A 22,011-nucleotide genomic window follows, 5' to 3' on the forward strand; every position below is an offset into this window, starting at 1 on the left:
GAGAGCGTCGGCGGGTTTTTTATTGCCTGGACAAACGCCGGGCAATAAAAAAGCCGACCCAAAAAATGGGTCGGCTTGATAACAACCCCGAAGGATTATTACTTGCGGCTAGCTTTTTCCAGCATGCGCAGAGCACGCTCGTTAGCTTCGTCAGCAGTCTGTTGTGCTTTTTGAGCAGCAGCCAGAGCTTCATCAGCTTTACGGTAAGCTTCGTCTGCACGAGCCTGGGAGCGAGCAGCTGCGTCTTCAGTAGCGGTCAGACGTGCTTCGGTTTCTTTCGATACGCTGCTGCAACCGGTAGCCAGAACTGCGGCCAGAGCCAGAGCAGAGAATTTCAGAACGTTGTTCATCGTGTTCCCCTTCAAGGACTTTCAATTAAAGTAGCTGTCTCCTCAGAGTGAGGAAATAGCCGGCGTACATACTACCCATTACTTGTCGTAAGTAAACTGACGTAAAGCAAGAAGCAAAAAAAATTGTAGGCGTTGATTCTTTTTCGAGCAACTTTTACTTGCGATTGATTAAAAAATATCCAGCTGCAAGGCCCGAGCTGAGCGAGTTGGCACGAAAAAGTTCCCAGCGGCAGGACTGTTTTTCCCATCTTGGCTAAAGTCTGTCTAGATGGATTCGTCTACACTTTTGTTCGGAATTTGCGCGGCACCTCTCAAACTCTTTCGCCTAGTTGAGGTGACTTAATAGAGGGGCGCTCGTCTTAAGTCTCAACATCCGGCAATGTTCAGGCTATCGACCCGCAGAGCGCTTCGGTCGAGCCGTCCCTGCGTAACCCGGAGCAGCACCCGCCCAACCCAGCGTGATGACGAGCGCACCTTGAGCATTTCTGCCAATGGTGCCTACTATTTGATACGTGCTCGGTTGCGCGAGATCGGTGCAGCTCTTCTCGGTGTCCATTCAGGCACGGGGGTGGCGTAGATGTTCCTTCGCCGGAAAAACATCGGTAAGGTAGGGGTCAGAATTCAAGACCCGCAGAGGAGTTGTGATGAGCGAGGCGTTGTCCATCAACCATGACCAGGCAGGTCATCAGTTCGAGACCAATGTGGACGGTCATCGTGCCTACCTGACCTATATGGATCTGGGGAAACAGACTCTGGATATCTATCGCACCTTCGTGCCCAACGCATTGCGTGGTCGCGGCATTGCGGCAGCCTTGACCGAGAAGGCGCTGGAGTACGCCGAGGAAATGGGCTACACCGTGATTCCATCGTGTTCCTACGTGGAGCGCTATATGGAGCGCCACCAGCGGCATGCGGCCAAGCTGAGCCAGTAAAACGAACGCATAAAAAAACGCCGGGTTAAGCCCGGCGTTTTTGTGTGCGCTGAACAGTGATCAGGTGCGATCACGTTTAGGCAGCACATCCTTGAGCTTGGCGTGCATGCTGCGCAAGGTGTTTTCGGTGGCGGACCAATCGATGCAGGCATCGGTGATCGACACGCCGTATTGCAGGTCGGCGAGGTCTTTCGGGATCGCCTGGCAGCCCCAGTTCAGATGACTTTCGACCATCAGGCCGATGATCGACCGGTTGCCTTCGAGGATCTGGTTGGCGACGTTCTCCATCACCAGCGGTTGCAGGGCCGGGTCCTTGTTGGAGTTGGCGTGGCTGCAATCGACCATGATGTTCGGCTTGATCTTCGCTTTGTTCAGCGCTTGTTCGCACAGTGCGACGCTGACCGAATCGTAGTTCGGCTTGCCGTTGCCGCCGCGCAGCACCACGTGACCGTAGGCATTGCCCTTGGTGGTAACGATCGACACGCCACCTTCCTGGTTGATCCCCAGGAAACGATGCGGGCTGGAAACCGATTGCAGGGCGTTGATCGCCACGGTCAGGCCGCCGTCGGTGCCGTTCTTGAAGCCGACCGCCGAGGACAGGCCGGAGGCCATCTCACGGTGAGTCTGGGATTCGGTGGTGCGCGCGCCGATGGCCGACCAGCTGATCAGGTCCTGCAAATATTGCGGAGAGATCGGGTCAAGGGCTTCGGTCGCGGTCGGCAGGCCCATTTCGGCCAGGTCCAGCAGCAACTGACGACCAATGTGCAGACCGTCCTGAATCTTGAAGGAGTCGTCCAGGTACGGGTCGTTGATCAAGCCTTTCCAGCCGACAGTGGTGCGTGGCTTCTCGAAATACACGCGCATGACCAGATACAGCGTATCGGACACTTCCGCGGCCAGCACTTTCAGGCGCTCGGCGTATTCGTGGGCAGCCTTGATGTCGTGGATCGAGCACGGCCCGATGACGACAAACAGGCGGTGGTCGGTGCCATCAAGAATGTTGCGAATGACTTCGCGACCCTTGGTGACGGTGCGCAGGGCAGCGTCGCTCAGAGGGATATCACGCTTGAGCTGGTCAGGAGTGATCAGCGTCTCGTTGGAGGCGACGTTTAGGTCGTTGATCGGTAAATCAGCCATCGTTTACTCGTCAGGTCACGGGTGCCGGCCGCCAGCGAACCCGCGCGGCGGAGCACAGCAAATTAAGCGCGTCGGGGAGCGGAACCTTAGCGCGTTACACCGTGGCTCGACAATGGGCAGACAGCGGTTTAAGGGCCATTCGCAACGAATTGATGACGTCCCTTAATCCAGCACCGCCTGCGCAAATGCCTTGCGAACCGTGTCGTGGGAGAACTCGTCGGCGTGCTGCTGGACCCATTCGAGGGCCAGCGCCTGGGTTTCCTGCAGGTCGTCGTGGGCGTCATGCAAGCGACAGTAACGCTCGATCTGACACACCTGTTCGCCCATTCGGGCGCTGAACATCATCTGCTCGTCAACAAAGGCAATGCCTACCAGGTAGCCGCGCTTGCGTCGCAAGCACCAGGCCACGTAGCCCAGGAAACGCATATCGGGGTTCAAGGTCGGCATGCGGACTTCCAGCGCGGTACCGTGACGCCAGGCGCGGTGGTAATTGCAAGCCATGCCCCCGAGGCTGATAGTGTGCAGCTGTTGCCGTGAAATACACTCAGGTTTTAGCAACGTTAATTCGACGGGTACATCGTCAGGATGAGGAATAAAACGTCCCATGAGCACGGACTCCATGTGTCGGCCATCTGACATTGTTTCCCCCAGTATAGTGGTCGAATTGGCACTGACCGATTTCGACGCCGACCAACGGTTGCTGGCGATGAGCGGCGTTTCGCTGGTTGTTTTTACCAGCGTCGGCTGCGCCAGTTGCCGTTTTGCCCGAGAGCAATTGCCCAGGCTCGATCTGGATGTCGATCGCTTGTGCTGGATCGATGCCGGGGACAACGGCGGGGTGGTCGAGCGTTATCAGGTCTTTCATTTGCCGGCGCTGTTTGTGGTGCGCGACGGTGAGTTCTTCGGGGCACTAAAATCACGCCTGACCGCTACCGAGCTGAATGAGGCCGTAGGTCAGGCGTTGACGAGAACAGCAGAGGAGTTGCCATGACGGCTGCAGTTGCCAAACCGACCATCGGTATTATCGGAACCGGTGCAATCGGCGGGTTTTACGGGGTCATGCTGGCGCGTGCCGGTTTCGATGTGCATTTTCTGCTGCGCAGCGAGTTTTCGGCGGTGGCTGAGCACGGACTTCACGTCGACAGTGCACCGCACGGCGCGCTGACGTTGAATCCGGTTCAGGCCTATTCGTCGGCCGAAGACATGCCGCCCTGCGACTGGTTGCTGGTGGGCGCGAAGACCACCAGCAATGCCGGTCTGGCGCCGGCGATCATTCAAGCCGCAGCGCCGAATGCCAAGGTACTGCTGCTGCAAAATGGCCTGGACGTCGAAGACAGTCTGCGGTCATTGCTTCCCGATACGCTGCACCTGCTCGGCGGGCTTTGTCTGATCTGCGTGCATCGCACCGGCCCGGGCGCGATCACTCATCAGGCCCTCGGCGCGGTGAACGTCGGCTACCACAGTGGCCCCGCTGGCGATGAGCAGGCGCGCATGGCGATTGTCGAGGAGGGCGCCGGGTTGTTCCGCAGCGCCGGTATCGATTCCCAGGCCATGGCTAACCTGCAACAGGCGCGCTGGCAAAAACTGGTCTGGAATATTCCATACAACGGCCTGTCGGTTCTGCTTGGGGCGGGCACCACAGCGTTGATGGCCGATGTCGACAGCCGCGAACTGATCAAGGCCTTGATGGCCGAAGTGGTCCGGGGCGCGAAGGCCTGCGGTCACGACATGCCGGCCGGTTATGCCGATTATCTGTTCATGATGACCGAGAAAATGCCGGACTACTGGCCGAGCATGCACCACGACTTTTTGCACAAGCGACCGCTGGAACTGGCGGCCATTTACGCCCGGCCGCTGGCGGTGGCCAAGGCTGCCGGGTGCGAATTGCCGCGAATCGACGCGTTGTATCGCAGTTTGAGTTTTATCGATCGACGCAACACCTGAGTCGATCAACCCGAGGGGGAAGGGCATGGCAAAGACGATTGACGACAAACTGGTACTGGCGATTTCTTCGCGTGCGCTGTTCGACCTGAGCGAAAGCCACAAGGTTTATCTGTCGAGCGGCGTCGAGGCTTATCGGCAATATCAGATCGAACACGAAGACGAAATCCTCGAGCCCGGCGACGCATTCCCTCTCGTTGAAAAACTCCTGAACCTGAACGCCAGCCTCGGCCGCGCCAGGGTCGAGGTGATCCTGGTGTCGCGCAACAGCGCTGACACCGGGCTGCGGGTGTTCAACTCGATTCACCATTACGGGCTGGCGATTTCGCGCGCGGCATTTGTCGGCGGGCGCAGTCCGTATCCGTACCTCAAGGCGTTTGGCTGCGACCTGTTCCTGTCGACCCATGCCGAAGACGTGCGCAGCGCACTGGATGCCGGGTTCGCGGCGGCGACCATTCTGTCGGGCGGCGCCAGCCGTGCGGCCAGCGATGAGTTGCGGATTGCCTTCGACGGTGACGCCGTGCTGTTTTCCGACGAGTCGGAGCGGGTTTATCAGGCCGGCGGCCTTGAAGCGTTCCAGGCCAGCGAACGCGAAAGCGCCCGCGAGCCCTTGCGCGGTGGGCCGTTCAAAGGCTTTCTCGCGGCGCTCAATCTGTTGCAGCGCGAGTTCCCGGAGGACGACTGTCCGATCCGTACCGCGCTGGTCACCGCGCGTTCCGCACCGGCTCATGAACGGGTGATTCGGACCTTGCGCGAGTGGGATATTCGTCTGGACGAATCGCTGTTTCTGGGTGGCTTGACCAAGTCCGCTTTCCTTGAAGCCTTTGCCGCTGACGTGTTTTTCGACGATCAGGCCGGCCATTGCGAGTTGGCTCGCGAGGTGGTCGCTACCGGCCATGTGCCGCATGGCATAAGCAATGAGCAAAAGGTTTAAGCCCGCCGTTCAACGCGTTACGCGGGACGTCGCACTCGCCAAGGCACTGCTAAGCTGAATCAATCTCCGCCATGTTGGCACTCGAGGAGGTCATATGATTCGTTCGATGCTCTATGCCACTGACCTCGGCCTGTACGCCCCTTTGGTGATGCAGCATGCCCTGGAGCTGGCTCGAACATTCAATGCCGATCTGTATGTGGTGCACGCGGTTGAACCCATGGGGCTGTTTGCCGAATCGGTGCTTCAGAGTTACCTCGATGAGCAGGCGCTGAACGAGTTTCACAGTCAGGGCCTGAACACCGTGATCGCCAATATCGAGCAGCGCGTGCTCGACAGTTTTCGTGAAGAACTGGGGGATGAAGGGGAGCAGGATCTGGAGCGGATACAAGCGGTGCGGGTGCTTCAGGGCGATCCGTCGCAGGTGATTCTCGAGCAGGCGCAGAAACTCTCCGTGGATTTGTTGATCGTAGGTAGTCATAGCCATGGTGCTGGTGCGGAAACGCCTTTGGGGCGGACCGCAGCGCGGGTGTTGCAGTTGGCTCGGGTCCCGGTCTATCTGGTGCCGCTGGTGGAACGCCGTCGCCAAGGGGACCGCTAGTCCACGAATAGTGGCAGTTTGATAAAAAAGTTCTAGATTTATTCTTCAAACCATTAATATAGTTATATACCGTCGCTGATGCCCGTGGCGTCTACTTGCTTTGAGGGATTCATATGAAGCTTCAACAATTGCGCTACATCTGGGAAGTGGCGCACCACGACCTCAACGTTTCCGCTACAGCCCAAAGCCTTTACACCTCGCAACCGGGCATCAGCAAGCAGATCCGTCTGCTGGAAGACGAATTGGGCGTCGAGGTTTTTGCTCGCAGCGGCAAGCACCTGACCCGCGTCACCCCGGCCGGCGAGCGCATCATCACCACCGCCGGCGAGATCCTGCGCAAGGTTGAAAGCATCAAGCAGATCGCCCAGGAATTCTCCAACGAGAAGAAAGGCACCCTGTCGATCGCCACCACGCACACCCAGGCGCGTTATGCGTTGCCGCCGGTGATCAGCAATTTCATCAAGCAATACCCGGACGTTGCGCTGCACATGCACCAGGGTTCGCCGATGCAGATCGCCGAAATGGCCGCTGACGGCACCGTCGATTTCGCCATCGCGACTGAAGCGCTGGAGCTGTTCGGTGATCTGGTGATGATGCCGTGCTACCGCTGGAACCGCTGCGTGGTCGTGCCTCAGGGCCACCCGTTGACCAAGCTGTCGAAGCTGACCCTCGAAGCGCTGGCCGAATACCCGATCGTGACTTATGTCTTCGGTTTCACCGGCCGTTCGAAACTCGACGAAGCCTTCAGCCATCGCGGCCTGACGCCGAAAGTGGTGTTCACCGCCGCCGACGCCGACGTGATCAAGACTTACGTTCGCCTGGGGCTGGGCGTGGGCATCGTGGCAAAAATGGCGGTCGATACCAAACTCGATAATGACCTGGTGGTGCTCGATGCCAGCGAATTGTTCGAATCCAGCATCACCAAAATCGGTTTCCGCCGCGGCACCTTCCTGCGTGGTTTCATGTGCGACTTCATCGAGAAGTTCGCCCCGCACCTGACCCGCGAAGTCATGGCCAAAGCCATTCAGTGCCACAACAAGCAGGAACTGGAAGAGCTATTCGACGGCGTCGAACTGCCGGTTCATTGATCTCCCGCTAAACCACCTCGGTAACAGAAAACTGTTGCCGAGCACCCGCCACCAGAATCTCCACCTCGTCCCCCTCGAACTTGCCCAGCAGGCTTTTGCCCAGCGGCGAGCGAGGGGTGATGACGGTAATCCATTGCCCCACCAAGTCGACCTTCAAACCTGCCGCGTCGGGCGCCAGGAACAGCCATTGCTCACGTCCCTTTTCGTCTTCGAGACCGAGCAGGGCGCCGACTTCGATGCCGCGCTGGTCGTCATAAGGCCGTAGCGTCAGGTTCTGGCACAGCGTCAGTGACTGCCTGATTTCCTCCACGCGCTTAGCCTGTCCGGCCGCGAGATATGACGCCTCCAGGCCCAGGGTGTCGTACTTGTTTTCGGCGATGTTTTCTTCGTGGGTCGCCGTTTCGTAAGCGGTTTGCGCGGCACGCTCGGCGATATCGAGATCGATCCGCAGCTTGTCGATAATCAGTTGGTGGACGGTTTGCTTATTCATGATCAATCGCAGAATTGCAGGACATTGGCGCGGCTTTTTTCGCTCGGTGCCGTCCGGTCCTGTTGCAGCCAGAACTGGCAATTGGGGTTCGACAGATTGCGGTTGCTGCTTCGCGCCTGATCCAGCCGTTGTGCCTGCTCGTTCTTGCGCAGGTTCTCTTCGTATTGCTGGAAAATCGGGCTCTGCGGCGGAATGTCCGGCTCCGGTTGCACCACCATCGGCGGCTTGGCCAATTGCTCCACCGCTTGCGCAACGGGCGCCAGTTGCTCGCTGAACAACAGGCGCGAGGCGAGCCAGCAGGTCAGTGCGATCGCGAGGAAACCCAGCCACAATCCGAGGGCGATACTGCCCGTCAGTTGCAGGGCATTAAGCTGGATCGGCAAGCGGCGGCGCGGATTGGGACGGTAGGGCATGACTGCCTCCTGGCGGGTGGTCGCGGGCGAGTGGCGATTGTCGCATGAAGATTAATCGCCGTCGGCTCTTCTGCACGGGGTAATTTATGCGGACAATCGGCGCCTTTGCCAACGGGAGCCTGGAATGCCTGAAATGCCTCAAATGAAAAACCGCAGGCGCTGGGATATTTTTTGCACCGTGGTCGATAACTTTGGCGACATCGGTGTGACCTGGCGCCTGGCCCGCCAATTGGTGGCCGAACATGCGATGGACGTGCGTTTGTGGGTCGATGATTTGCGGGCCTTCGAGCGTTTGTGCCCAGCCATCGATCTCAACCTTTCACAGCAGTGGCAGGAAGGGGTCGAGGTGCGTCAGTGGACGGCCGACTGGCAGCCGACTGACGCGGCTGATGTGGTGATCGCCGCGTTCGCCTGCCAGTTGCCGAGTGCTTACATGGAGGCCATGGCGGCGCGGGAGAAGCCGCCGCTGTGGTTGAACCTCGACTACCTGAGCGCAGAAGACTGGGTCGTCGGCTGCCACGGCTTGCCGTCGGTGAAGTACAAAAACGTGCAGAAATTCTTTTTCTTTCCGGGGTTCCAAAAGGGCACCGGTGGCTTGCTGCGTGAAAGCGGATTGCTGGAACGGCGTCGGCAGTTTCAGCAAGACCCCGAGGCTCAGCGCGCATTCCTGCAAGGTTTAGGGATTGATCGGGCGCAAGGCGCGCAGTTGATTTCGCTGTTCGCCTACGAAAATGCCGGCCTGGCCAGTTGGCTGGATGTCATGGCCGCCGATCCAGTGGCCACGCATCTGCTGGTGCCCGAAGGGCGGATTCTCGGTGATGTCGAACGTTGGCTCGGTGTCGAGGGTTTGGCGGCGGGCGCGGTGCATGTGCGCGAGTCATTGACCGTGCAAGTGCTGCCGTTCGTCCGACAGGATCAATACGATCACCTGCTTTGGTGCTGCGATTTCAACGCCGTGCGCGGCGAAGATTCGTTTGTCCGCGCGCAATGGGCAGGGCGGCCGCTGCTCTGGCACATCTATCGGCAGGACGAAGACATTCACCTGGACAAGCTCGAAGCCTTCCTCACGCTCTACACAAAAGGCCTGTCTGCGCCTGCCCGCGAGGCGATCAGCGGTCTTTGGCGAGAGTGGAATGCCGGGCATGATATGTCCGACCATTGGGCTACGACCCGTAAACACTGGCCAGAACTGCAAAAACACGCCGAAGCGTGGTGTCTGGAACAGGCTTTGCAGGCTGATCTTGCCGCAGCGCTGGTACAGTTTTATGTAAATTGGATATGATACGCGGCCTAGATTTTTGTAAATCCCATCCAAATTCGGATATTCGCAATGAAAACTGGTAAAGAACTGAAACCCGGTACCGTGATCCGTCTCGAAAACGATCCATGGTTGGTTCAGAAAGCTGAATTCACCAAATCCGGTCGTAACAGCGCGATCATGAAGACCAAGCTGAAAAACCTGCTGACCGGTTACAAGACCGAGATCGTTTACAGCGCTGACGACAAACTGGACGACGTAATCCTCGACCGCAAAGAAGCGACCCTGTCCTTCATCAGCGGCGACACCTACACGTTCATGGACACCACCGACTACACCATGTACGAGCTGAACGCTGAAGACATCGAAGCCGTTCTGCCTTTCGTTGAAGAAGGCATGACCGATGTTTGCGAAGCGATCTTCTTCGAAGAGCGTCTGGTTTCCGTAGAACTGCCGACCACTATCGTGCGTCAGGTTGACTACACCGAAGGTTCCGCTCGCGGCGACACTTCCGGCAAGGTAATGAAGCCTGCCAAACTGAAGAACGGTACCGAGCTGTCGGTTGCTGACTTCATCGAAATCGGCGACATGATCGAGATCGATACCCGCGAAGGCGGTTCCTACAAAGGCCGTGCTAAATAAGCACTGCTTCAGGAATGAAAAAGCCCGACCATTGAGTCGGGCTTTTTTGTGCCTGAAATTCCGGATTCAACGATGAACCCTTGTAGGAGCGAGCCTGCTCGCGAAGGCGGTATCACATACATCATTGATCTCGACTGATACACAAACCTGTAGGAGCCGGCTTGCTGGCGATGGCGATCTTGAATACGCCATCGCCAGCAAGCCGGCTCCTACAGGGTGAGCGGTGTTATTTCTTCAGGTGTTGCTTCAGTTCTTCGGACGCTTGCAGCATCGCCGAGCGAACCGCTGGCACCTGGCTCACCACATTCAGCAAACCATAATCGTGAATCATGCCGTTGTAACGCACCGCCGTGACCGGCACACCCGCCTCATCCAGTTTGCGCGCATAGGCTTCACCCTCATCGCGCAGTACATCAGCACCGGCCGTCTGCACCAGCGCAGGTGGCAAGCCCTTGAGTTGTGCGGTGGTCGCCCGCAGCGGTGAAGCGTAGATCTCGTTACGTTGCTTGGCGTCGGTGGTGTAGTTGTCCCAGAACCACTTCATCATGTTTTTGGTGAGGAAGTGTCCCTCGGCAAACTGGTTGTAAGACGCCGTTTCAAAGCTGGCGTCGGTCACCGGCCACAACAGCACCTGGAATTTGATCGCCGGGGTGCCTTTGTCTTTGGCCATCAGCGCAACCACGGCCGCCATGTTGCCGCCGACACTGTTACCGGCCACGGCCAGTCGCTTGCCATCGACGTTGATCTCTTTGCCGTGCTCGGCCACCCATTTAGTGGCCGCGTAAGCCTGGTTGATCGCCACCGGGTAATGCGCTTCCGGTGAAGGGGTGTAGTTGACGAACACCGCCGCTGCCCCCGAACCCGCAACCAGATCCCGAACCAGCCGCTCGTGGGTCGGGAAGTCCCCCAGCACCCAGCCGCCGCCGTGGAAGAACATGAACACCGGCAGCTCGCCTTTGACCCCGGCCGGCCGGACGATGGTCAGGCTGAGCGGTTGGCCGTCGACTTGAATGGTCTTCTGGCTGACGTCTGCTTTTGGCAGCGTCAGTTTCACCCCGGCTTGCGCGCCGACCAAAATGGCCCGGGCATCTTTCGGTGAAAGCTGTTCCATCGGTTTGCCGGTGCCGGCATTCAGGACATCGAGGAACGCCTGGGTGTTGTGTTCAACCCCGTCGCCCGCGAATGCGCTGTGGATGGACAGGGCGAGAAGGGTGCCGGTCAAGACTTTGCTGAAAGTGTTCATGTTCGTTTCCTGTTCGGTCTTGGAGTCGACGGTTAGACGGTCACGTGCAGGCGCACTTCGACGTTGCCGCGGGTGGCGTTGGAGTACGGGCAGACCTGGTGGGCCGCGTCGACCAGGGTTTGCGCATCGGCTTGTTCAAGGCCCGGCAGGCTGATGTGCAGGTCGATGTCCAGACCGAAGCCGCCAGGAATCTGGCCGATGCCGACGTGGGCAGTGATCGAGGCGTCGGCCGGGATGCTGCGTTTGGTCTGGCTGGCAACGAACTTCAGTGCGCCGATGAAGCAGGCCGAGTAACCGGCGGCGAACAGTTGTTCCGGGTTGGTGGCCGCGCCGCCAGCACCACCGAGTTCTTTCGGGGTCGCGAGTTTGACGTCGAGGATGTTGTCGCTGGAAACCGCACGACCGTCACGGCCGCCAGTGGAGGTTGCGATTGCGGTGTAGAGAGTTTGCATGATGTAGGCCTCGTTTCAGGTTTGGATGATTTGCGCTAAATGTTTGCGCGCTAAGTAAGTGCGAGATGAATGTATCGCGCTAATATTTAGCGCGCAAGATAAATTTTTAAAAAAATCGCAGGAAAGGGAAAGGACCGTGGAGGGAGTATTAGCGAAAGAGTTGATCTAGAGCTGTCGAAGCAGTTTTTTTCGACGAAGATTTTTTTCAGGAGGGGCGAAGGCGAGCCAAGACAGCAAGAACACCGCAACCCTGTAGGAGCAAGCTTGCTCGCGATAGCGGCCTGTCAGTCAACCTCAACGCTGAATGACACATCGCAATCGCGAGCAAGCTTGCTCCTACAGGGATCTTCGGTGTCTGGGAGGTTAGAGGCTGTCCTGCAGATTGCTGCGCAGCACTTGCAGCTCCGCTTGCAGTTTTTGCAAGCGCTCAAGCGTCATGCCGCTGGCGCCGAGGATGCACTGGGGCACGCCTCGCGCCTTGTCCCGCAACGCGCGGCCCTGTTCAGTCAGCTCGACAATCACCACTCGCTCGTCCTCGCGGCTGCGAGTGCGGCTGAGCAAGCCTTCGACTTCCAGGCGCTTGAGCAACGGGGTCAACGAACCGGGATCGGTCAGCAAGCGCGTGCTGATTTCGCCTACGGTCAAACCGTCCCGTTCCCACAACACCATCATCGCCAGGTACTGCGGATAGGTCAGGCCCAGCGCTTGCAGCAGCGGCTTGTAGACCTTGGTCATCAGCAGTGAAGTGGAATGCAGGGCGAAGCAGGCCTGGTTGTCCAGCAGCAGGTCGTCGCAGTTATCCGTGGTGTCGCGTTCGGTGTTCATCTCAAAGCCTTGATCAGTGATCTTCATGAATCTAGCGGGCGAATCTTTAATGCGCCAGATAATTCTGCCCTAGTGTCGGTCCAGATTGGTTCGCAGCGCCAGATCCCACGGCGGGACAGGGCTGAAGCGGACTTTCAGGTACTCCAGCAATAAACGACTCCTCGGGTTAGGTTGCTGCTCCAGGCGCAACGCATAGATGCCGGTGGTTTCCGGCGGTGGCAGGCCGTGTTCACAGAACAGCGGCAGCAGTTCGCCGCGCAACAGGTATTCGCTGGTCAGCCAGGTCGGCAAGTGCGCGATACCGAGCCCGGCCAGCGCACCGCAGACCAGCGCCTCGGCATTGTTGGCGCTCATACGGATGCGCCCGGGACGATGCAAATGCATTTCTGCGTTTTGCTCGAAACGCCACGCAAATGGCGGCGCCAGGCCATCCCAGTCGAGGCCGTCGTGATCACTCAGCTGTGCTGGATCGGTCGGCACGCCTCGGCGTTGCAGGTAAGCGGGGCTGGCGCAGGCGATGCGCACCATGCTCGCCAGCGGCGTGGCCACCAGCCTGGTATCGGCCATTTGCCCGGCGCGCAGCACAAGGTCGACCTTGCCCAGATTCAAACCCTGCATGTCGACAAAACTGTCGATCAGGTGCAGTTGCACGTCGAGGCCGGGGTACAGCATCAGAAAATCAGCGATCACCGGTGCCAGATGCCGTCGGCCGAACGCGGCGGGCGCGTCGATCCGGATCAAGCCTTCCGGCGCGCTGCTCAGGGACACTGCCTCGGCGCGGGCCAGTTGCAATTCCGCCACGATCCGCCGCGCACGCTCGGCAAACGCCACGCCGGCCGGGGTCGCGCGGACGGCATGGGTGCTGCGAATGAACAACTGGCTGCCGACTGCGCTTTCCAGGCTATCGATGCGCCGCGCCACGGCGGAAGGGGTCAGTGGATGACGGCGAGAGGCAGCGGAAAAGCTGCCGGTTTCCAGCACGTCGAGGAACAGGCCGAGTTGTTCGGTCAATTGATTAGGGTTCATAGCGTATCAATGCTTATGCGAAGTTGGCACAGCCATTGTGTGTTGCTGTGCGTTTCCCCGCCAGCGCCGACTGCGTAGGATGAATGGCCTGAGATAAAAGGAAATTGGCCGTGATCGAGTTTTTGATGTACCTGGTATTTGGCGCAGCCTTGGGAACCCTCGGCGGCTTGTTTGGCATTGGCGGCGGTCTGATCGCGATTCCGTTGCTTGGCGTGTTGTTCGGTCTTGATCAGCAAATTGCCCAGGGCACCGCGCTGGTGATGGTGGTTCCGAACGTGATGCTGGCGCTATGGCGTTATCACCAGCGCAACAAAATCGAAATGCGTCACGCGCTGCCGCTGGCCTCAATGGGTTTTTGCTTTGCCTGGGCCGGCTCCATCTGGGCGGTGGGCATTGATGCGCAAACCATGCGCCTCGGATTTGTCGCCTTCCTGATCGCGCTGTCGGCCTACAACCTTTTGCGAATGTTCTACGCCAATGCGCCGGCTTCTTCGCAGATGAATTACGCCTGGCCATGGCTAGGTGTGCTCGGCGCGGCGTCCGGGACCATGGGCGGATTGTTTGGCGTGGGTGGGGCGGTGGTGGCAACGCCGGTGCTGACCAGCCTGTTCGGCACCAGCCAGGTGGTGGCCCAAGGGTTGTCGCTGGCACTGGCATTGCCCAGCACGGGCGTCACGCTGGTCACCTATGCCGTGCATCATCAAGTGGACTGGATGATCGGCGTGCCGTTGGCCGTGGGTGGACTGCTGAGCATCAGTTGGGGCGTGAAGATCGCCCATGCCATGCCGGAGCGCCTCCTGCGCGGGCTATTCTGTGGTTTCCTGGTGCTGTGCGCAGTGACGCTCGCGTTTAAAGTTTGAAGCCGTCGACGATGTGCTCGGCCAGGCATTCGGTAATCGGTGACGGATTGTGCAGGTTGCGCACCAGCATGATGCTTGCTTCGGGCAGCAAGGGCAGGTCTTCGGCGTCACCGAGAATGCGCATGTCCGAGGTGATCAGGCTTTCCAGTTGCGCGGTGACGGCCAGGCCGGCGCTGACCACCGCCATGATCGCCGACAAGCTCGAGCTGTTGTAGGCAACGCGGTAATCGCGGCCCATCGCGTCCAGCGCATTGCAGGCCCACAGCCTGCAGAAACAATCACTGTTGAACATCGCCAGCGGCAACGGTGTCTGCTCGTGGGCGCTGTAGCATTGTGCTTCGGCCCAGACGAAACGTTCCTTGCGCAGCAACTGGCCGATCTCGTTGCCCGGCTCGCGGGTGACGATGGATAAATCCAGATCCTGGCGTAGCAGCAATTGTTTTGATGATTCGCAGTGCACCTCGATCTGGATCAGCGGATATGACTGGGCGAATCGCCGCAGAATTCCCGGCAGAAAACGCATCACGTAATCGTCCGGCGTGCCGATCCGCACCGTGCCGACCATGTGCGGTTCGCGCAGGGTGTTGAACACCTCGCTGTGCAACTTGAGGATGCGCCGGGCGTAACCCAGCAGCACCTGGCCTTCAGCGGTCAGCCGCACCTGGCGGCCGTCGCGCTGGAACAGTTGGCGCTGCAACACGTCCTCTTCCAGTCGCTTCATTTGCATGCTGACGGCGGATTGCGTGCGGTTGACCAGCTCCCCTGCGCGGGTGAAACCGCCCTGATCGGCGATGGCAACAAAGGTGCGCAGCACTTCGGTGTCGATACTTGGGAAGGCGGACATACATCAATCTCCGAGATGTATTGCATAAGAAACATTCGTTGGATTGATCTTAGCTCTGGCGTGACACTTGAGCCATCCCAAACGGAGGGCAACAAGATGAAAGGTCAAAAAGGTTATGTCGAGGTAGAGAAACATTCCATCCACGTCGTCTCGGATTTACTGCACAAGATCAGTCGCTGGTACGAATTGCACCGTGAACGCGAGTTGTTGGCGGGCATGAGCGACGAAGCGTTGAAGGACATCGGGCTCAGTCGTGCGGATGTCGAGCACGAAACCGTGCGCCCATTCTGGGATGACCCGATGCACAAATGAGTAAGCCACAACTACACAAACCGTCTCCCGGTGAGGTAGGTTGCGAGCAGACAAGGAGATGCTCATGCCCGCAACGCTGTCCTTTTCCATCAAACAGGCTCGACGCCTGGCGCTGGCCGCCCAAGGATTCAACGGGCGCCAGCCGCCAGCGGCGATCAAAGCGGTGCAGCTCAATCGCCTGATCGAGCGGCTGGGCATCTTGCAGATCGATTCGGTCAATGCGTTGGTGCGTTCGCACTACCTTCCCTTGTTTTCCCGCCTCGGCAATTACTCATCCGACTTGCTCGACCAGGCTGCCTGGAGTTCGGGGCGGCGACGTACGTTGTTCGAATACTGGGGTCATGAAGCCTCGTTGCTGCCGCTGTCGATGTACCCGTTGATGCGCTGGCGCATGCAGCGCGCGAGTCGTGGCGAAGATATCTATCAGCAACTGGCACGTTTCGGGCGTGAGCAACAGGACACGGTCCGGCGGGTGCTGGCCTCGGTTGAAGAGCTCGGCGCGCTGGGCGCCGGCAGCCTTTCGACCCGTCAGGAGCGGGCAGGACCATGGTGGGACTGGAGCGCGGAAAAGCATGCGCTGGAATGGTTGTTCGCCGCCGGGGAAGTGACCGTGGCCGGGCGACGTGGATTCGAGCGGCTCTATGATTTGCCCGAGCGGGTGATTCCTGCGGCGATTCTGCAGCAACCGTTACTCGCGGAGGACGAGGCCCAGCGCGGGCTGCTGTTGCACGCCGCGAATGCCTTGGGTGTGGCGACGGAAAAGGACCTGCGCGATTACTTCCGGCTCAGCCCGGGTGATGCGCGTCCGCGCCTTGCGGAACTGGTGGAAGCCGGGGAACTGCTGACCTGTGAAGTCCAGGGTTGGCGGCAACCGGGCTTTTGTTTGCCAGCGCCGAAAGTGCCGCGCAAGGTCGAGGCCAGTGCCTTGCTGTCACCCTTCGATTCGCTGATCTGGGAGCGCAGTCGTACCGAGCGTTTGTTCGATTTTCGCTATCGGCTGGAGATTTATACGCCGCCGGACAAGCGGGTCTACGGCTATTACGTGTTGCCGTTTTTATATAACGAGCGGATTGCTGCGCGAGTGGATTTGCGTGCGGAGCGGGCGTTGGGGCGGTTGGCGGTGCATGCCGTGCATGAGGAAGAGCCGGGGCTGGATGAGGAAGGGATGCTGGCGTTGGCGGTGAATTTACGGCGGATGGCGGATTGGCTGGGGTTGGAGCGGGTGCAGTTGAATTGCCCGCGGGAGAGTGCGGGGCGGTTGCGGGTGGCATTGGCCAGTATTGGTGGTGTCTGAACTGATGCCATCGCGAGCAGGCTCGCTCCCACAGTTGACCGAGTTGTCCTGTCGGACGCGGTCCACTGTGGGAGCGAGCCTGCTCGCGATGGGCGCAACGCGGTTTACCGGCGGACTTGCTTCAGGGTTTCAGCAATAAGGAACGCCAACTCCAGCGACTGATCCGCATTCATCCGCGGGTCGCAATGGGTGTGATACCGATCCGACAAACCGTCCTCGGTGATCGGTCGCGCACCACCAATGCACTCGGTGACATTCTGCCCGGTCATCTCGATGTGAATGCCGCCGGCATAGGTGCCTTCCGCTTCGTGCACCTGGAAGAACTGCTTCACCTCGCCAAGAATCTGCGCAAAGTCGCGGGTCTTGTAGCCGCTGCTGGCCTTGATGGTGTTGCCGTGCATCGGATCGGAACTCCAAAGCACCTGCTTGCCTTCACGCTGCACAGCACGGATCAGTTGCGGCAAATGATCGCCAACCTTGTTCGCGCCCATCCGTGCGATCAGGTTCAAGCGACCTGGATCGTTGTCCGGGTTGAGCACGTCGATCAGGCGAATCAAGTCTTCCGGGTTCATGCTCGGACCAACCTTGACCCCGATCGGGTTGTTCACCCCGCGCAGGAATTCGACGTGAGCGCCGTCGAGCTGACGGGTGCGGTCGCCGATCCACAACATGTGCGCCGAGCAATCGTAGTAATCGTTGGTCAGGCTGTCGCGACGCACGAAGGCTTCTTCGTAGTTCAGCAGCAGTGCTTCGTGGGCGGTGAAGAAACTGGTTTCGCGCAGTTGTGGCGAGCTGTCCATGCCGCAGGCGCGCATGAACGCCAGGGTTTCATCGATGCGATCGGCGAGGTGGCTGTATTTTTCCGCCAGCGCCGAGTTGGCGATGAAGTCCAGGTTCCACTTGTGCACCTGATGCAGGTCGGCAAAGCCGCCCTGGGCGAAGGCGCGCAGCAGGTTCAGGGTTGCGGTGGACTGGTGATAGGACTGGAGCAGACGCTCCGGGTCCGGTACACGGCTTTTTTCGTCGAAGCCGATGCCGTTGACGATGTCGCCACGGTAGGCGGGCAGGGTCACACCGTCGATGGTTTCGTCGTTGGCCGAACGCGGTTTGGCGAACTGACCGGCCATGCGCCCGACCTTGACCACCGGGCAGCCGGCGGCGAAGGTCATGACGATGGCCATTTGCAGCAGCACTTTAAAGGTGTCGCGGATTTTCGCGGCAGAGAACTCGGCGAAGCTTTCGGCGCAATCGCCGCCCTGCAACAGAAATGCGCGGCCCTGGGTCACTTCGGCAAACTGACGTCGCAACTCCCGGGCTTCACCGGCAAACACCAGCGGCGGATAACTCGCCAGGGTTTGCTCGACGTGCAGCAAATGCGCCGCGTCGGGGTAGTGGGGTTGTTGCTGGATCGGCAGGGCGCGCCAGCTGTCAGGGCTCCAGGGTTGGCTCATCACGGTCTCGGTTGTTTTACGCTCGGACGTTCATGTTATCAGCAAATTAGTGCGTGACCTGTTCCCGTCGCTTCGCGGACAATCGCGCTTTTGCCGCCTGATGTTGCGGTGCATTGCGTTGCCGGGCCCGGTGACGATCTGGAGACGAAATGACTGAGGAGCGCGTCGAGCATCTGCTCGCCGAGGTGCAGGACGAGTTCGGCGTGATTCGCGTGCTGGAAGTGGCCGATTACCGTTTTCTCGAGTTCGGTGATGCCATCGAACAGAGCTGCGTGTTCACCGCCGACCCGAGCTGGCTCGAATACGATTACACCCGTGCCATGCTGATCGGCGCGTTGTGCCACGAGCAACCGGAAAGCGCGCTGTTCCTCGGCCTCGGTGCCGGCACGCTGACCCAGGCTTGCCTGAAGTTCTTGCCGCTGGAAGATGTCGAAGCCATCGAGTTGCGGCCCGACGTGCCGCGCCTGGCCATCGAATACCTGGGGCTGGATGACGATCCGCGGCTGTACATCCGTGTCGGCGATGCGCTGGAACTGCTTGATACCGCCGAGCCGGCCGACCTGATTTTTGTCGACCTTTATACCGATGTCGGGCCGGGTGTCGGGCATCTGGCCTGGAGTTTTCTGGAAAACTGTCAGAAACGCCTGAATCCGGGCGGCTGGCTGGTGATCAACCAGTGGGCCACCGACGATGGCAAACCGTTGGGCGCGGCGTTGTTGCGTGGGCTCTATCACCGGCATTACTGGGAACTGCCGGTGAAGGAGGGCAACGTGATTCTGCTCGTGCCGTCGGAGCTGGATCAGGTGCTGGATATGGATGGGTTGGTTGCGCGGGCCGAAGGGCTGGCGCCACGGTTGGGGTATTCGTTGCAGTCGTTGATCAAGGCGATTCGCCCCGCGACCTGATGTGTCGTCTGTAAGGGCCTCATCGCGAGCAGGCTCACTCCCACAGGGGGACGCATTCCAAATGTGGGAGTGAGACCGGCTTGCCGGCGATGGGGCCGTAAAAGGCGACACAAATCTCAAACCCCTTTGAAAATGCCCGGCCGCTTCTCAACCATCGACCGCACGCCTTCCTTCGCATCCTCACTCGCCAACAACTTCTTCACCAGCGGCGGCAACCCCAGCGCCGCTGCTGTTTCGCCCTCATAACGCGCCTGCCGCGCCGACATCAACGTCGCCTGTACCCCCAGCGGCGCCTGCCGGGCAATCCGCTCCGCCAGCTCGATCGCCCGGGGCAGCAAATCCTCGCTGGCCATGACTTCCTGCACCAAACCCAGATGCAACGCGTCATGCGCATCGAATTCATCCCCGGTCAGCAGCCAGCGCATCGCATTGCCCCAACCGGCGACTTGATGCAGGCGCAATGTGGCCCCGCCGAACGGGAAAATCCCGCGCTGTACTTCTTTCTGGGCAAACCGGGTGTTACTGGCGCAGAGGTTGATGTCGGCGGCGAGCATCAGCTCGATACCGATGGTCAGGCAATAACCTTGCGCGGCGACGATCACCGGTTTGCTGACTCGCGGGCCCGCGAACACGCCCCACGGATCGCAACCGCCGGGCGGCGCCTGCCAGCCCTCGGCCAGGGCCGAACTGGCGCTGACCAGATCAAGCCCGGCGGTGAAATGCTCGCCATGGCCGAACACCACCGCCACCCGCGCTTCGCTGTCAGCCTCGAACTCACCGTAGGCCAGACTGAGTGCGTTGAGCAGGTCGAGGTCGAAGGCATTGCGCTTGGCCACCCGATCCAGGCCGATCAACAGGACATGGTCGCGCCTTTCGCAGGTCACACGGCTGGTAACAGGTTGATTCATCGAACAATTCCTCGGACGGGAAGGGGTTTGAAGGGGTAGGCGAGGCCGCAGGTCCGAGTCACAACGGTGAACCGTTTTAGCGCCATCCCCAGCAGGGCCGGGCCTTTGAAAAATAGACCGTCGCACGATTATCCGCAAAGCCTGTGACACAACGGTGTATCCGTCAGTTTTCCGACAAATAATGCTCCCTTTTTGGGCGAATTCCGGTATAGTGCGCGCCGGCCTTTAACCGGGCCGCGTTTAGGTAGCGCAATTCCCCGAAGTCAGCTTCGGCTGCACGTCCGCACAGCGGACTCTCCCTTGACGAATCTTTTTCATTCATTCGTTTTCGCAAATCCCCGCCGACAAAGCAGCCAGGGCGACTCTTGAGTCTTACACGGCATGCGCAGCTTTGGAGCATGGGTCTTTGCGGATGCACTTAGAGGCAGACCCATGACCCAGGAAACCGGCGGCTTCGCCGCTTTTAATCTTAATCCGAATATCCTTGCAGCCGTCATTGCGACTGGCTACGAAGAGCCTTCGGCTATTCAGCAGCAATCGATCCCGATCATCATGGCCGGCCAGGACATGATTGGTCAGGCGCAAACCGGTACGGGTAAAACCGCTGCGTTCGCCCTGCCTATCCTGCATTGCATCGATCCTGCCAAGCGCGAGCCGCAAGCCCTGATCCTGGCGCCAACCCGTGAGTTGGCGCTGCAAGTAGCAACCGCTTTCGAAACCTACGCCAAGCAAATGCCAGGCGTTACCGTTGTGGCCGTTTACGGCGGCGCCCCTATGGGTCCACAACTGAAAGCAATCCGTAATGGCGCACAGATCGTTGTCGCCACTCCGGGCCGTCTGTGCGACCACCTGCGTCGCGACGAAAAAGTCCTGTCGACCGTGAACCACCTGGTTCTCGACGAAGCCGACGAAATGCTCAAACTGGGTTTCATGGACGACCTCGAAGTCATCTTCAAGGCACTGCCTCCAACCCGTCAGACCGTATTGTTCTCGGCTACCCTACCGCAGTCGATCCGTGCGATCGCCGAGCGTCACCTGCGTGATCCGCAGCATGTGAAGATCCAGACCAAGACTCAGACCGTTACCGCGATCGAACAGGCTCACCTGTTGGTTCACGCTGACCAGAAGACCTCGGCTGTATTGAGCCTGCTGGAAGTCGAAGACTTCGACGCCCTGATCATGTTCGTGCGCACCAAGCAAGCGACCCTGGACCTGGCCAGCGCCCTGGAAGCCAAAGGCTACAAAGCCGCTGCGCTGAACGGTGACATTGCCCAGAACCAGCGTGAGCGCGTGATCGACTCCCTCAAGGATGGCCGTCTGGACATCGTTGTGGCGACCGACGTTGCCGCTCGTGGCCTGGACGTTCCGCGCATCACTCACGTGTTCAACGTTGACATGCCGTACGATCCGGAATCCTACGTTCACCGTATCGGCCGTACTGGCCGTGCCGGTCGCGAAGGTCGTGCACTGCTGCTGGTGACTCCGCGTGAGCGCCGCATGCTGCAAGTGATCGAGCGTGTAACCGGTCAGAAAGTTGCCGAAGTTCGCCTGCCGGACGCTCAGGCTGTTCTCGATGCCCGCATCAAGAAACTGACCAACAGCCTGTCGCCGCTGGTTGGCGATGCCGAATCGACTCACGGTGATCTGCTGGATCGCCTGACCGCCGATATCGGTTGCACGCCGCGTGCACTGGCTGCTGCCCTGCTGCGCAAGGCCACCAACGCTCAGGCGCTGACCCTGGCTGCAATCGAGAAAGAACGTCCACTGGTGCCGAACAACGCACCGCGTGGCGATCGTCCAGAGCGCACCGGTGATCGTCCGGACCGTGGTGATCGTGAGCGTCGTGCTCCGGTTCCATTGGCCGAAGGTCGTGCCCGTTGCCGTACCGCGCTGGGCGCGCGTGACGGTATCGCGGCGAAAAACCTGCTGGGCGCCATCCTCAACGAAGGTGGTCTGGCGCGTGAAGCGATCGGTCGCATCCAGGTGCGTGACAGCTTCAGCCTCGTCGAGCTGCCGGAAGATGGTCTGGAGCGTCTGCTGACCAAGCTGAAGGACACTCGCGTTGCCGGTAAGCAGTTGAAGCTGCGTCGCTATCGCGAAGATTGATC

At 59.6% G+C, this 22,011-nt stretch carries 25 protein-coding genes; 13 read left to right on the plus strand and 12 right to left on the minus strand.

Translation table 11 applies throughout. The features are described from left to right. Nucleotides 1-98: 98 nt before the first annotated feature. Nucleotides 99-350 carry an outer membrane lipoprotei OprI gene (gene oprI, locus IB254_RS19970; protein WP_003172710.1) on the minus strand — a complete coding sequence of 84 codons (252 nt, stop codon included), beginning with the start codon at nucleotides 348-350 and terminating at the stop codon, nucleotides 99-101. A gap of 644 nt (nucleotides 351-994) precedes the next feature. Between oprI and IB254_RS19975 the strand changes: the two genes are divergently transcribed. Continuing rightward, nucleotides 995-1,282: a GNAT family N-acetyltransferase gene (locus IB254_RS19975; RefSeq protein ID WP_008031384.1), complete on the plus strand. Its 288-nt coding sequence runs from the start codon at nucleotides 995-997 to the stop codon at nucleotides 1,280-1,282. Nucleotides 1,283-1,342: 60 nt separating this feature from the next. On the opposite strand, the gene IB254_RS19980 is transcribed toward IB254_RS19975, so the two are convergent. Together IB254_RS19980 and IB254_RS19985 are read right to left on the minus strand one after the other, a co-directional pair. Next, the gene (locus tag IB254_RS19980) at nucleotides 1,343-2,419 is read right to left on the minus strand and encodes a 3-deoxy-7-phosphoheptulonate synthase (RefSeq protein ID WP_008031386.1); all 1,077 of its coding nucleotides are present in this window, start codon (nucleotides 2,417-2,419) and stop codon (nucleotides 1,343-1,345) included. A gap of 162 nt (nucleotides 2,420-2,581) precedes the next feature. Continuing rightward, complete coding sequence (locus IB254_RS19985; protein ID WP_008031388.1) at nucleotides 2,582-3,025, minus strand: PilZ domain-containing protein; 444 nt, start codon at nucleotides 3,023-3,025, stop codon at nucleotides 2,582-2,584. Here IB254_RS19985 and IB254_RS19990 point away from each other — a divergent pair. From IB254_RS19990 to cysB, 5 genes are all read left to right on the plus strand, one after another. Next, a complete protein-coding gene (locus IB254_RS19990; RefSeq protein ID WP_032832541.1) occupies nucleotides 3,024-3,410 on the plus strand; it encodes a thioredoxin family protein in 387 nt (128 codons plus the stop codon). The genes IB254_RS19985 and IB254_RS19990 overlap by 2 nt on opposite strands. Beyond that, nucleotides 3,407-4,363: a putative 2-dehydropantoate 2-reductase gene (locus IB254_RS19995; protein ID WP_192419023.1), complete on the plus strand. Its 957-nt coding sequence runs from the start codon at nucleotides 3,407-3,409 to the stop codon at nucleotides 4,361-4,363. The genes IB254_RS19990 and IB254_RS19995 overlap by 4 nt, the downstream gene beginning before the upstream one ends. Before the next feature lie 25 nt (nucleotides 4,364-4,388). Further along, nucleotides 4,389-5,294, plus strand: a complete 906-nt coding sequence (locus IB254_RS20000) for a 5'-nucleotidase (protein WP_008031392.1) — start codon at nucleotides 4,389-4,391, stop codon at nucleotides 5,292-5,294. A 94-nt stretch (nucleotides 5,295-5,388) separates the two neighbouring features. Beyond that, entirely contained in the window at nucleotides 5,389-5,892 is a 504-nt protein-coding gene (locus IB254_RS20005) for a universal stress protein (protein ID WP_008031396.1), read from the plus strand. A gap of 113 nt (nucleotides 5,893-6,005) precedes the next feature. Further along, nucleotides 6,006-6,980, plus strand: coding sequence for an HTH-type transcriptional regulator CysB (gene cysB, locus IB254_RS20010; RefSeq protein ID WP_008031398.1), 975 nt, complete (start codon nucleotides 6,006-6,008; stop codon nucleotides 6,978-6,980). A gap of 7 nt (nucleotides 6,981-6,987) precedes the next feature. On the opposite strand, the gene IB254_RS20015 is transcribed toward cysB, so the two are convergent. Both IB254_RS20015 and IB254_RS20020 read right to left on the minus strand, forming a co-directional pair. Beyond that, complete coding sequence (locus IB254_RS20015) at nucleotides 6,988-7,470, minus strand: GreA/GreB family elongation factor (protein WP_008031400.1); 483 nt, start codon at nucleotides 7,468-7,470, stop codon at nucleotides 6,988-6,990. Between the two features lie 2 nt (nucleotides 7,471-7,472). Beyond that, nucleotides 7,473-7,883, minus strand: coding sequence for a hypothetical protein (locus IB254_RS20020; protein ID WP_192419025.1), 411 nt, complete (start codon nucleotides 7,881-7,883; stop codon nucleotides 7,473-7,475). Between the two features lie 124 nt (nucleotides 7,884-8,007). Here IB254_RS20020 and earP point away from each other — a divergent pair, with 124 nt between their 5' ends. Together earP and IB254_RS20030 are read left to right on the plus strand one after the other, a co-directional pair. Continuing rightward, on the plus strand, nucleotides 8,008-9,165 hold the full coding sequence (earP, locus tag IB254_RS20025; RefSeq protein WP_225602430.1) for an elongation factor P maturation arginine rhamnosyltransferase EarP: 1,158 nt from the start codon (nucleotides 8,008-8,010) through the stop codon (nucleotides 9,163-9,165). Between the two features lie 48 nt (nucleotides 9,166-9,213). Next, nucleotides 9,214-9,783: an elongation factor P gene (locus IB254_RS20030; protein WP_007943632.1), complete on the plus strand. Its 570-nt coding sequence runs from the start codon at nucleotides 9,214-9,216 to the stop codon at nucleotides 9,781-9,783. A gap of 226 nt (nucleotides 9,784-10,009) precedes the next feature. Here the strand turns inward: IB254_RS20030 and IB254_RS20035 are convergent, their stop codons facing one another. The 4 genes from IB254_RS20035 to IB254_RS20050 all read right to left on the minus strand — a co-directional run bounded on the left by IB254_RS20035 (nucleotide 10,010) and on the right by IB254_RS20050 (nucleotide 13,329). Then, nucleotides 10,010-11,026, minus strand: a complete 1,017-nt coding sequence (locus tag IB254_RS20035) for an alpha/beta hydrolase (RefSeq protein WP_192419027.1) — start codon at nucleotides 11,024-11,026, stop codon at nucleotides 10,010-10,012. Between the two features lie 32 nt (nucleotides 11,027-11,058). Further along, nucleotides 11,059-11,478: an organic hydroperoxide resistance protein gene (locus IB254_RS20040; protein ID WP_008031409.1), complete on the minus strand. Its 420-nt coding sequence runs from the start codon at nucleotides 11,476-11,478 to the stop codon at nucleotides 11,059-11,061. A 363-nt stretch (nucleotides 11,479-11,841) separates the two neighbouring features. After that, nucleotides 11,842-12,303: a MarR family winged helix-turn-helix transcriptional regulator gene (locus IB254_RS20045; RefSeq protein WP_008031411.1), complete on the minus strand. Its 462-nt coding sequence runs from the start codon at nucleotides 12,301-12,303 to the stop codon at nucleotides 11,842-11,844. Nucleotides 12,304-12,372: 69 nt separating this feature from the next. Continuing rightward, entirely contained in the window at nucleotides 12,373-13,329 is a 957-nt protein-coding gene (locus tag IB254_RS20050; protein WP_008031414.1) for a LysR family transcriptional regulator, read from the minus strand. A 110-nt stretch (nucleotides 13,330-13,439) separates the two neighbouring features. Between IB254_RS20050 and IB254_RS20055 the strand changes: the two genes are divergently transcribed. Beyond that, on the plus strand, nucleotides 13,440-14,189 hold the full coding sequence (locus IB254_RS20055) for a sulfite exporter TauE/SafE family protein (RefSeq protein ID WP_192419029.1): 750 nt from the start codon (nucleotides 13,440-13,442) through the stop codon (nucleotides 14,187-14,189). Here the strand turns inward: IB254_RS20055 and IB254_RS20060 are convergent. Then, nucleotides 14,179-15,033, minus strand: a complete 855-nt coding sequence (locus IB254_RS20060; RefSeq protein ID WP_192419031.1) for a LysR substrate-binding domain-containing protein — start codon at nucleotides 15,031-15,033, stop codon at nucleotides 14,179-14,181. The two genes, IB254_RS20055 and IB254_RS20060, sit on opposite strands and share 11 nt — an antisense overlap. 96 nt (nucleotides 15,034-15,129) lie before the next feature. Here IB254_RS20060 and IB254_RS20065 point away from each other — a divergent pair, with 96 nt between their 5' ends. Continuing rightward, nucleotides 15,130-15,345: a DUF1127 domain-containing protein gene (locus IB254_RS20065; protein WP_008031420.1), complete on the plus strand. Its 216-nt coding sequence runs from the start codon at nucleotides 15,130-15,132 to the stop codon at nucleotides 15,343-15,345. A 64-nt stretch (nucleotides 15,346-15,409) separates the two neighbouring features. After that, nucleotides 15,410-16,639 (plus strand): winged helix-turn-helix domain-containing protein, encoded by a 1,230-nt coding sequence (locus tag IB254_RS20070; RefSeq protein ID WP_192419033.1) that lies wholly within the window; start codon nucleotides 15,410-15,412, stop codon nucleotides 16,637-16,639. A gap of 104 nt (nucleotides 16,640-16,743) precedes the next feature. On the opposite strand, the gene IB254_RS20075 is transcribed toward IB254_RS20070, so the two are convergent. Then, entirely contained in the window at nucleotides 16,744-18,090 is a 1,347-nt protein-coding gene (locus IB254_RS20075; RefSeq protein WP_008031425.1) for a class II 3-deoxy-7-phosphoheptulonate synthase, read from the minus strand. Nucleotides 18,091-18,239: 149 nt separating this feature from the next. Here IB254_RS20075 and IB254_RS20080 point away from each other — a divergent pair, with 149 nt between their 5' ends. After that, nucleotides 18,240-18,995, plus strand: coding sequence for a spermidine synthase (locus IB254_RS20080; RefSeq protein WP_192419035.1), 756 nt, complete (start codon nucleotides 18,240-18,242; stop codon nucleotides 18,993-18,995). A gap of 116 nt (nucleotides 18,996-19,111) precedes the next feature. On the opposite strand, the gene IB254_RS20085 is transcribed toward IB254_RS20080, so the two are convergent. Continuing rightward, nucleotides 19,112-19,903: a crotonase/enoyl-CoA hydratase family protein gene (locus IB254_RS20085; RefSeq protein ID WP_192419037.1), complete on the minus strand. Its 792-nt coding sequence runs from the start codon at nucleotides 19,901-19,903 to the stop codon at nucleotides 19,112-19,114. A 432-nt stretch (nucleotides 19,904-20,335) separates the two neighbouring features. On the opposite strand from IB254_RS20085, the gene IB254_RS20090 reads away from it, so the two are divergent. Next, nucleotides 20,336-22,009 carry a DEAD/DEAH box helicase gene (locus IB254_RS20090; protein ID WP_008031432.1) on the plus strand — a complete coding sequence of 558 codons (1,674 nt, stop codon included), beginning with the start codon at nucleotides 20,336-20,338 and terminating at the stop codon, nucleotides 22,007-22,009. Nucleotides 22,010-22,011: the final 2 nt, after the last annotated feature.

Source organism: Pseudomonas sp. PDM03 (assembly GCF_014852385.1).
Lineage (GTDB): Bacteria > Pseudomonadota > Gammaproteobacteria > Pseudomonadales > Pseudomonadaceae > Aquipseudomonas > Aquipseudomonas migulae.

Excerpts from the sequence above, each read along its gene's own strand:
- IB254_RS20020 (WP_192419025.1), bottom strand. The coding sequence starts at position 7,883 with ATGCCCTACCGTCCCAATCCGCGCCGCCGCTTGCCGATCCAGCTTAAT.
- IB254_RS19980 (WP_008031386.1), bottom strand. The coding sequence starts at position 2,419 with ATGGCTGATTTACCGATCAACGACCTAAACGTCGCCTCCAACGAGACG.
- earP (WP_225602430.1), top strand. The coding sequence starts at position 8,008 with ATGCCTGAAATGCCTCAAATGAAAAACCGCAGGCGCTGGGATATTTTT.
- IB254_RS19975 (WP_008031384.1), top strand. The coding sequence starts at position 995 with ATGAGCGAGGCGTTGTCCATCAACCATGACCAGGCAGGTCATCAGTTC.
- IB254_RS20075 (WP_008031425.1), bottom strand. The coding sequence starts at position 18,090 with ATGAGCCAACCCTGGAGCCCTGACAGCTGGCGCGCCCTGCCGATCCAG.
- IB254_RS20090 (WP_008031432.1), top strand. The coding sequence starts at position 20,336 with ATGACCCAGGAAACCGGCGGCTTCGCCGCTTTTAATCTTAATCCGAAT.
- IB254_RS20080 (WP_192419035.1), top strand. The coding sequence starts at position 18,240 with ATGACTGAGGAGCGCGTCGAGCATCTGCTCGCCGAGGTGCAGGACGAG.
- IB254_RS20085 (WP_192419037.1), bottom strand. The coding sequence starts at position 19,903 with ATGAATCAACCTGTTACCAGCCGTGTGACCTGCGAAAGGCGCGACCAT.
- IB254_RS20040 (WP_008031409.1), bottom strand. The coding sequence starts at position 11,478 with ATGCAAACTCTCTACACCGCAATCGCAACCTCCACTGGCGGCCGTGAC.
- IB254_RS19995 (WP_192419023.1), top strand. The coding sequence starts at position 3,407 with ATGACGGCTGCAGTTGCCAAACCGACCATCGGTATTATCGGAACCGGT.
- IB254_RS20030 (WP_007943632.1), top strand. The coding sequence starts at position 9,214 with ATGAAAACTGGTAAAGAACTGAAACCCGGTACCGTGATCCGTCTCGAA.
- IB254_RS20060 (WP_192419031.1), bottom strand. The coding sequence starts at position 15,033 with ATGTCCGCCTTCCCAAGTATCGACACCGAAGTGCTGCGCACCTTTGTT.
- IB254_RS20070 (WP_192419033.1), top strand. The coding sequence starts at position 15,410 with ATGCCCGCAACGCTGTCCTTTTCCATCAAACAGGCTCGACGCCTGGCG.
- IB254_RS20035 (WP_192419027.1), bottom strand. The coding sequence starts at position 11,026 with ATGAACACTTTCAGCAAAGTCTTGACCGGCACCCTTCTCGCCCTGTCC.
- IB254_RS20000 (WP_008031392.1), top strand. The coding sequence starts at position 4,389 with ATGGCAAAGACGATTGACGACAAACTGGTACTGGCGATTTCTTCGCGT.
- IB254_RS20015 (WP_008031400.1), bottom strand. The coding sequence starts at position 7,470 with ATGAATAAGCAAACCGTCCACCAACTGATTATCGACAAGCTGCGGATC.
- IB254_RS19990 (WP_032832541.1), top strand. The coding sequence starts at position 3,024 with ATGAGCACGGACTCCATGTGTCGGCCATCTGACATTGTTTCCCCCAGT.
- IB254_RS19985 (WP_008031388.1), bottom strand. The coding sequence starts at position 3,025 with ATGGGACGTTTTATTCCTCATCCTGACGATGTACCCGTCGAATTAACG.
- IB254_RS20005 (WP_008031396.1), top strand. The coding sequence starts at position 5,389 with ATGATTCGTTCGATGCTCTATGCCACTGACCTCGGCCTGTACGCCCCT.
- oprI (WP_003172710.1), bottom strand. The coding sequence starts at position 350 with ATGAACAACGTTCTGAAATTCTCTGCTCTGGCTCTGGCCGCAGTTCTG.
- IB254_RS20065 (WP_008031420.1), top strand. The coding sequence starts at position 15,130 with ATGAAAGGTCAAAAAGGTTATGTCGAGGTAGAGAAACATTCCATCCAC.
- IB254_RS20050 (WP_008031414.1), bottom strand. The coding sequence starts at position 13,329 with ATGAACCCTAATCAATTGACCGAACAACTCGGCCTGTTCCTCGACGTG.
- IB254_RS20045 (WP_008031411.1), bottom strand. The coding sequence starts at position 12,303 with ATGAACACCGAACGCGACACCACGGATAACTGCGACGACCTGCTGCTG.
- cysB (WP_008031398.1), top strand. The coding sequence starts at position 6,006 with ATGAAGCTTCAACAATTGCGCTACATCTGGGAAGTGGCGCACCACGAC.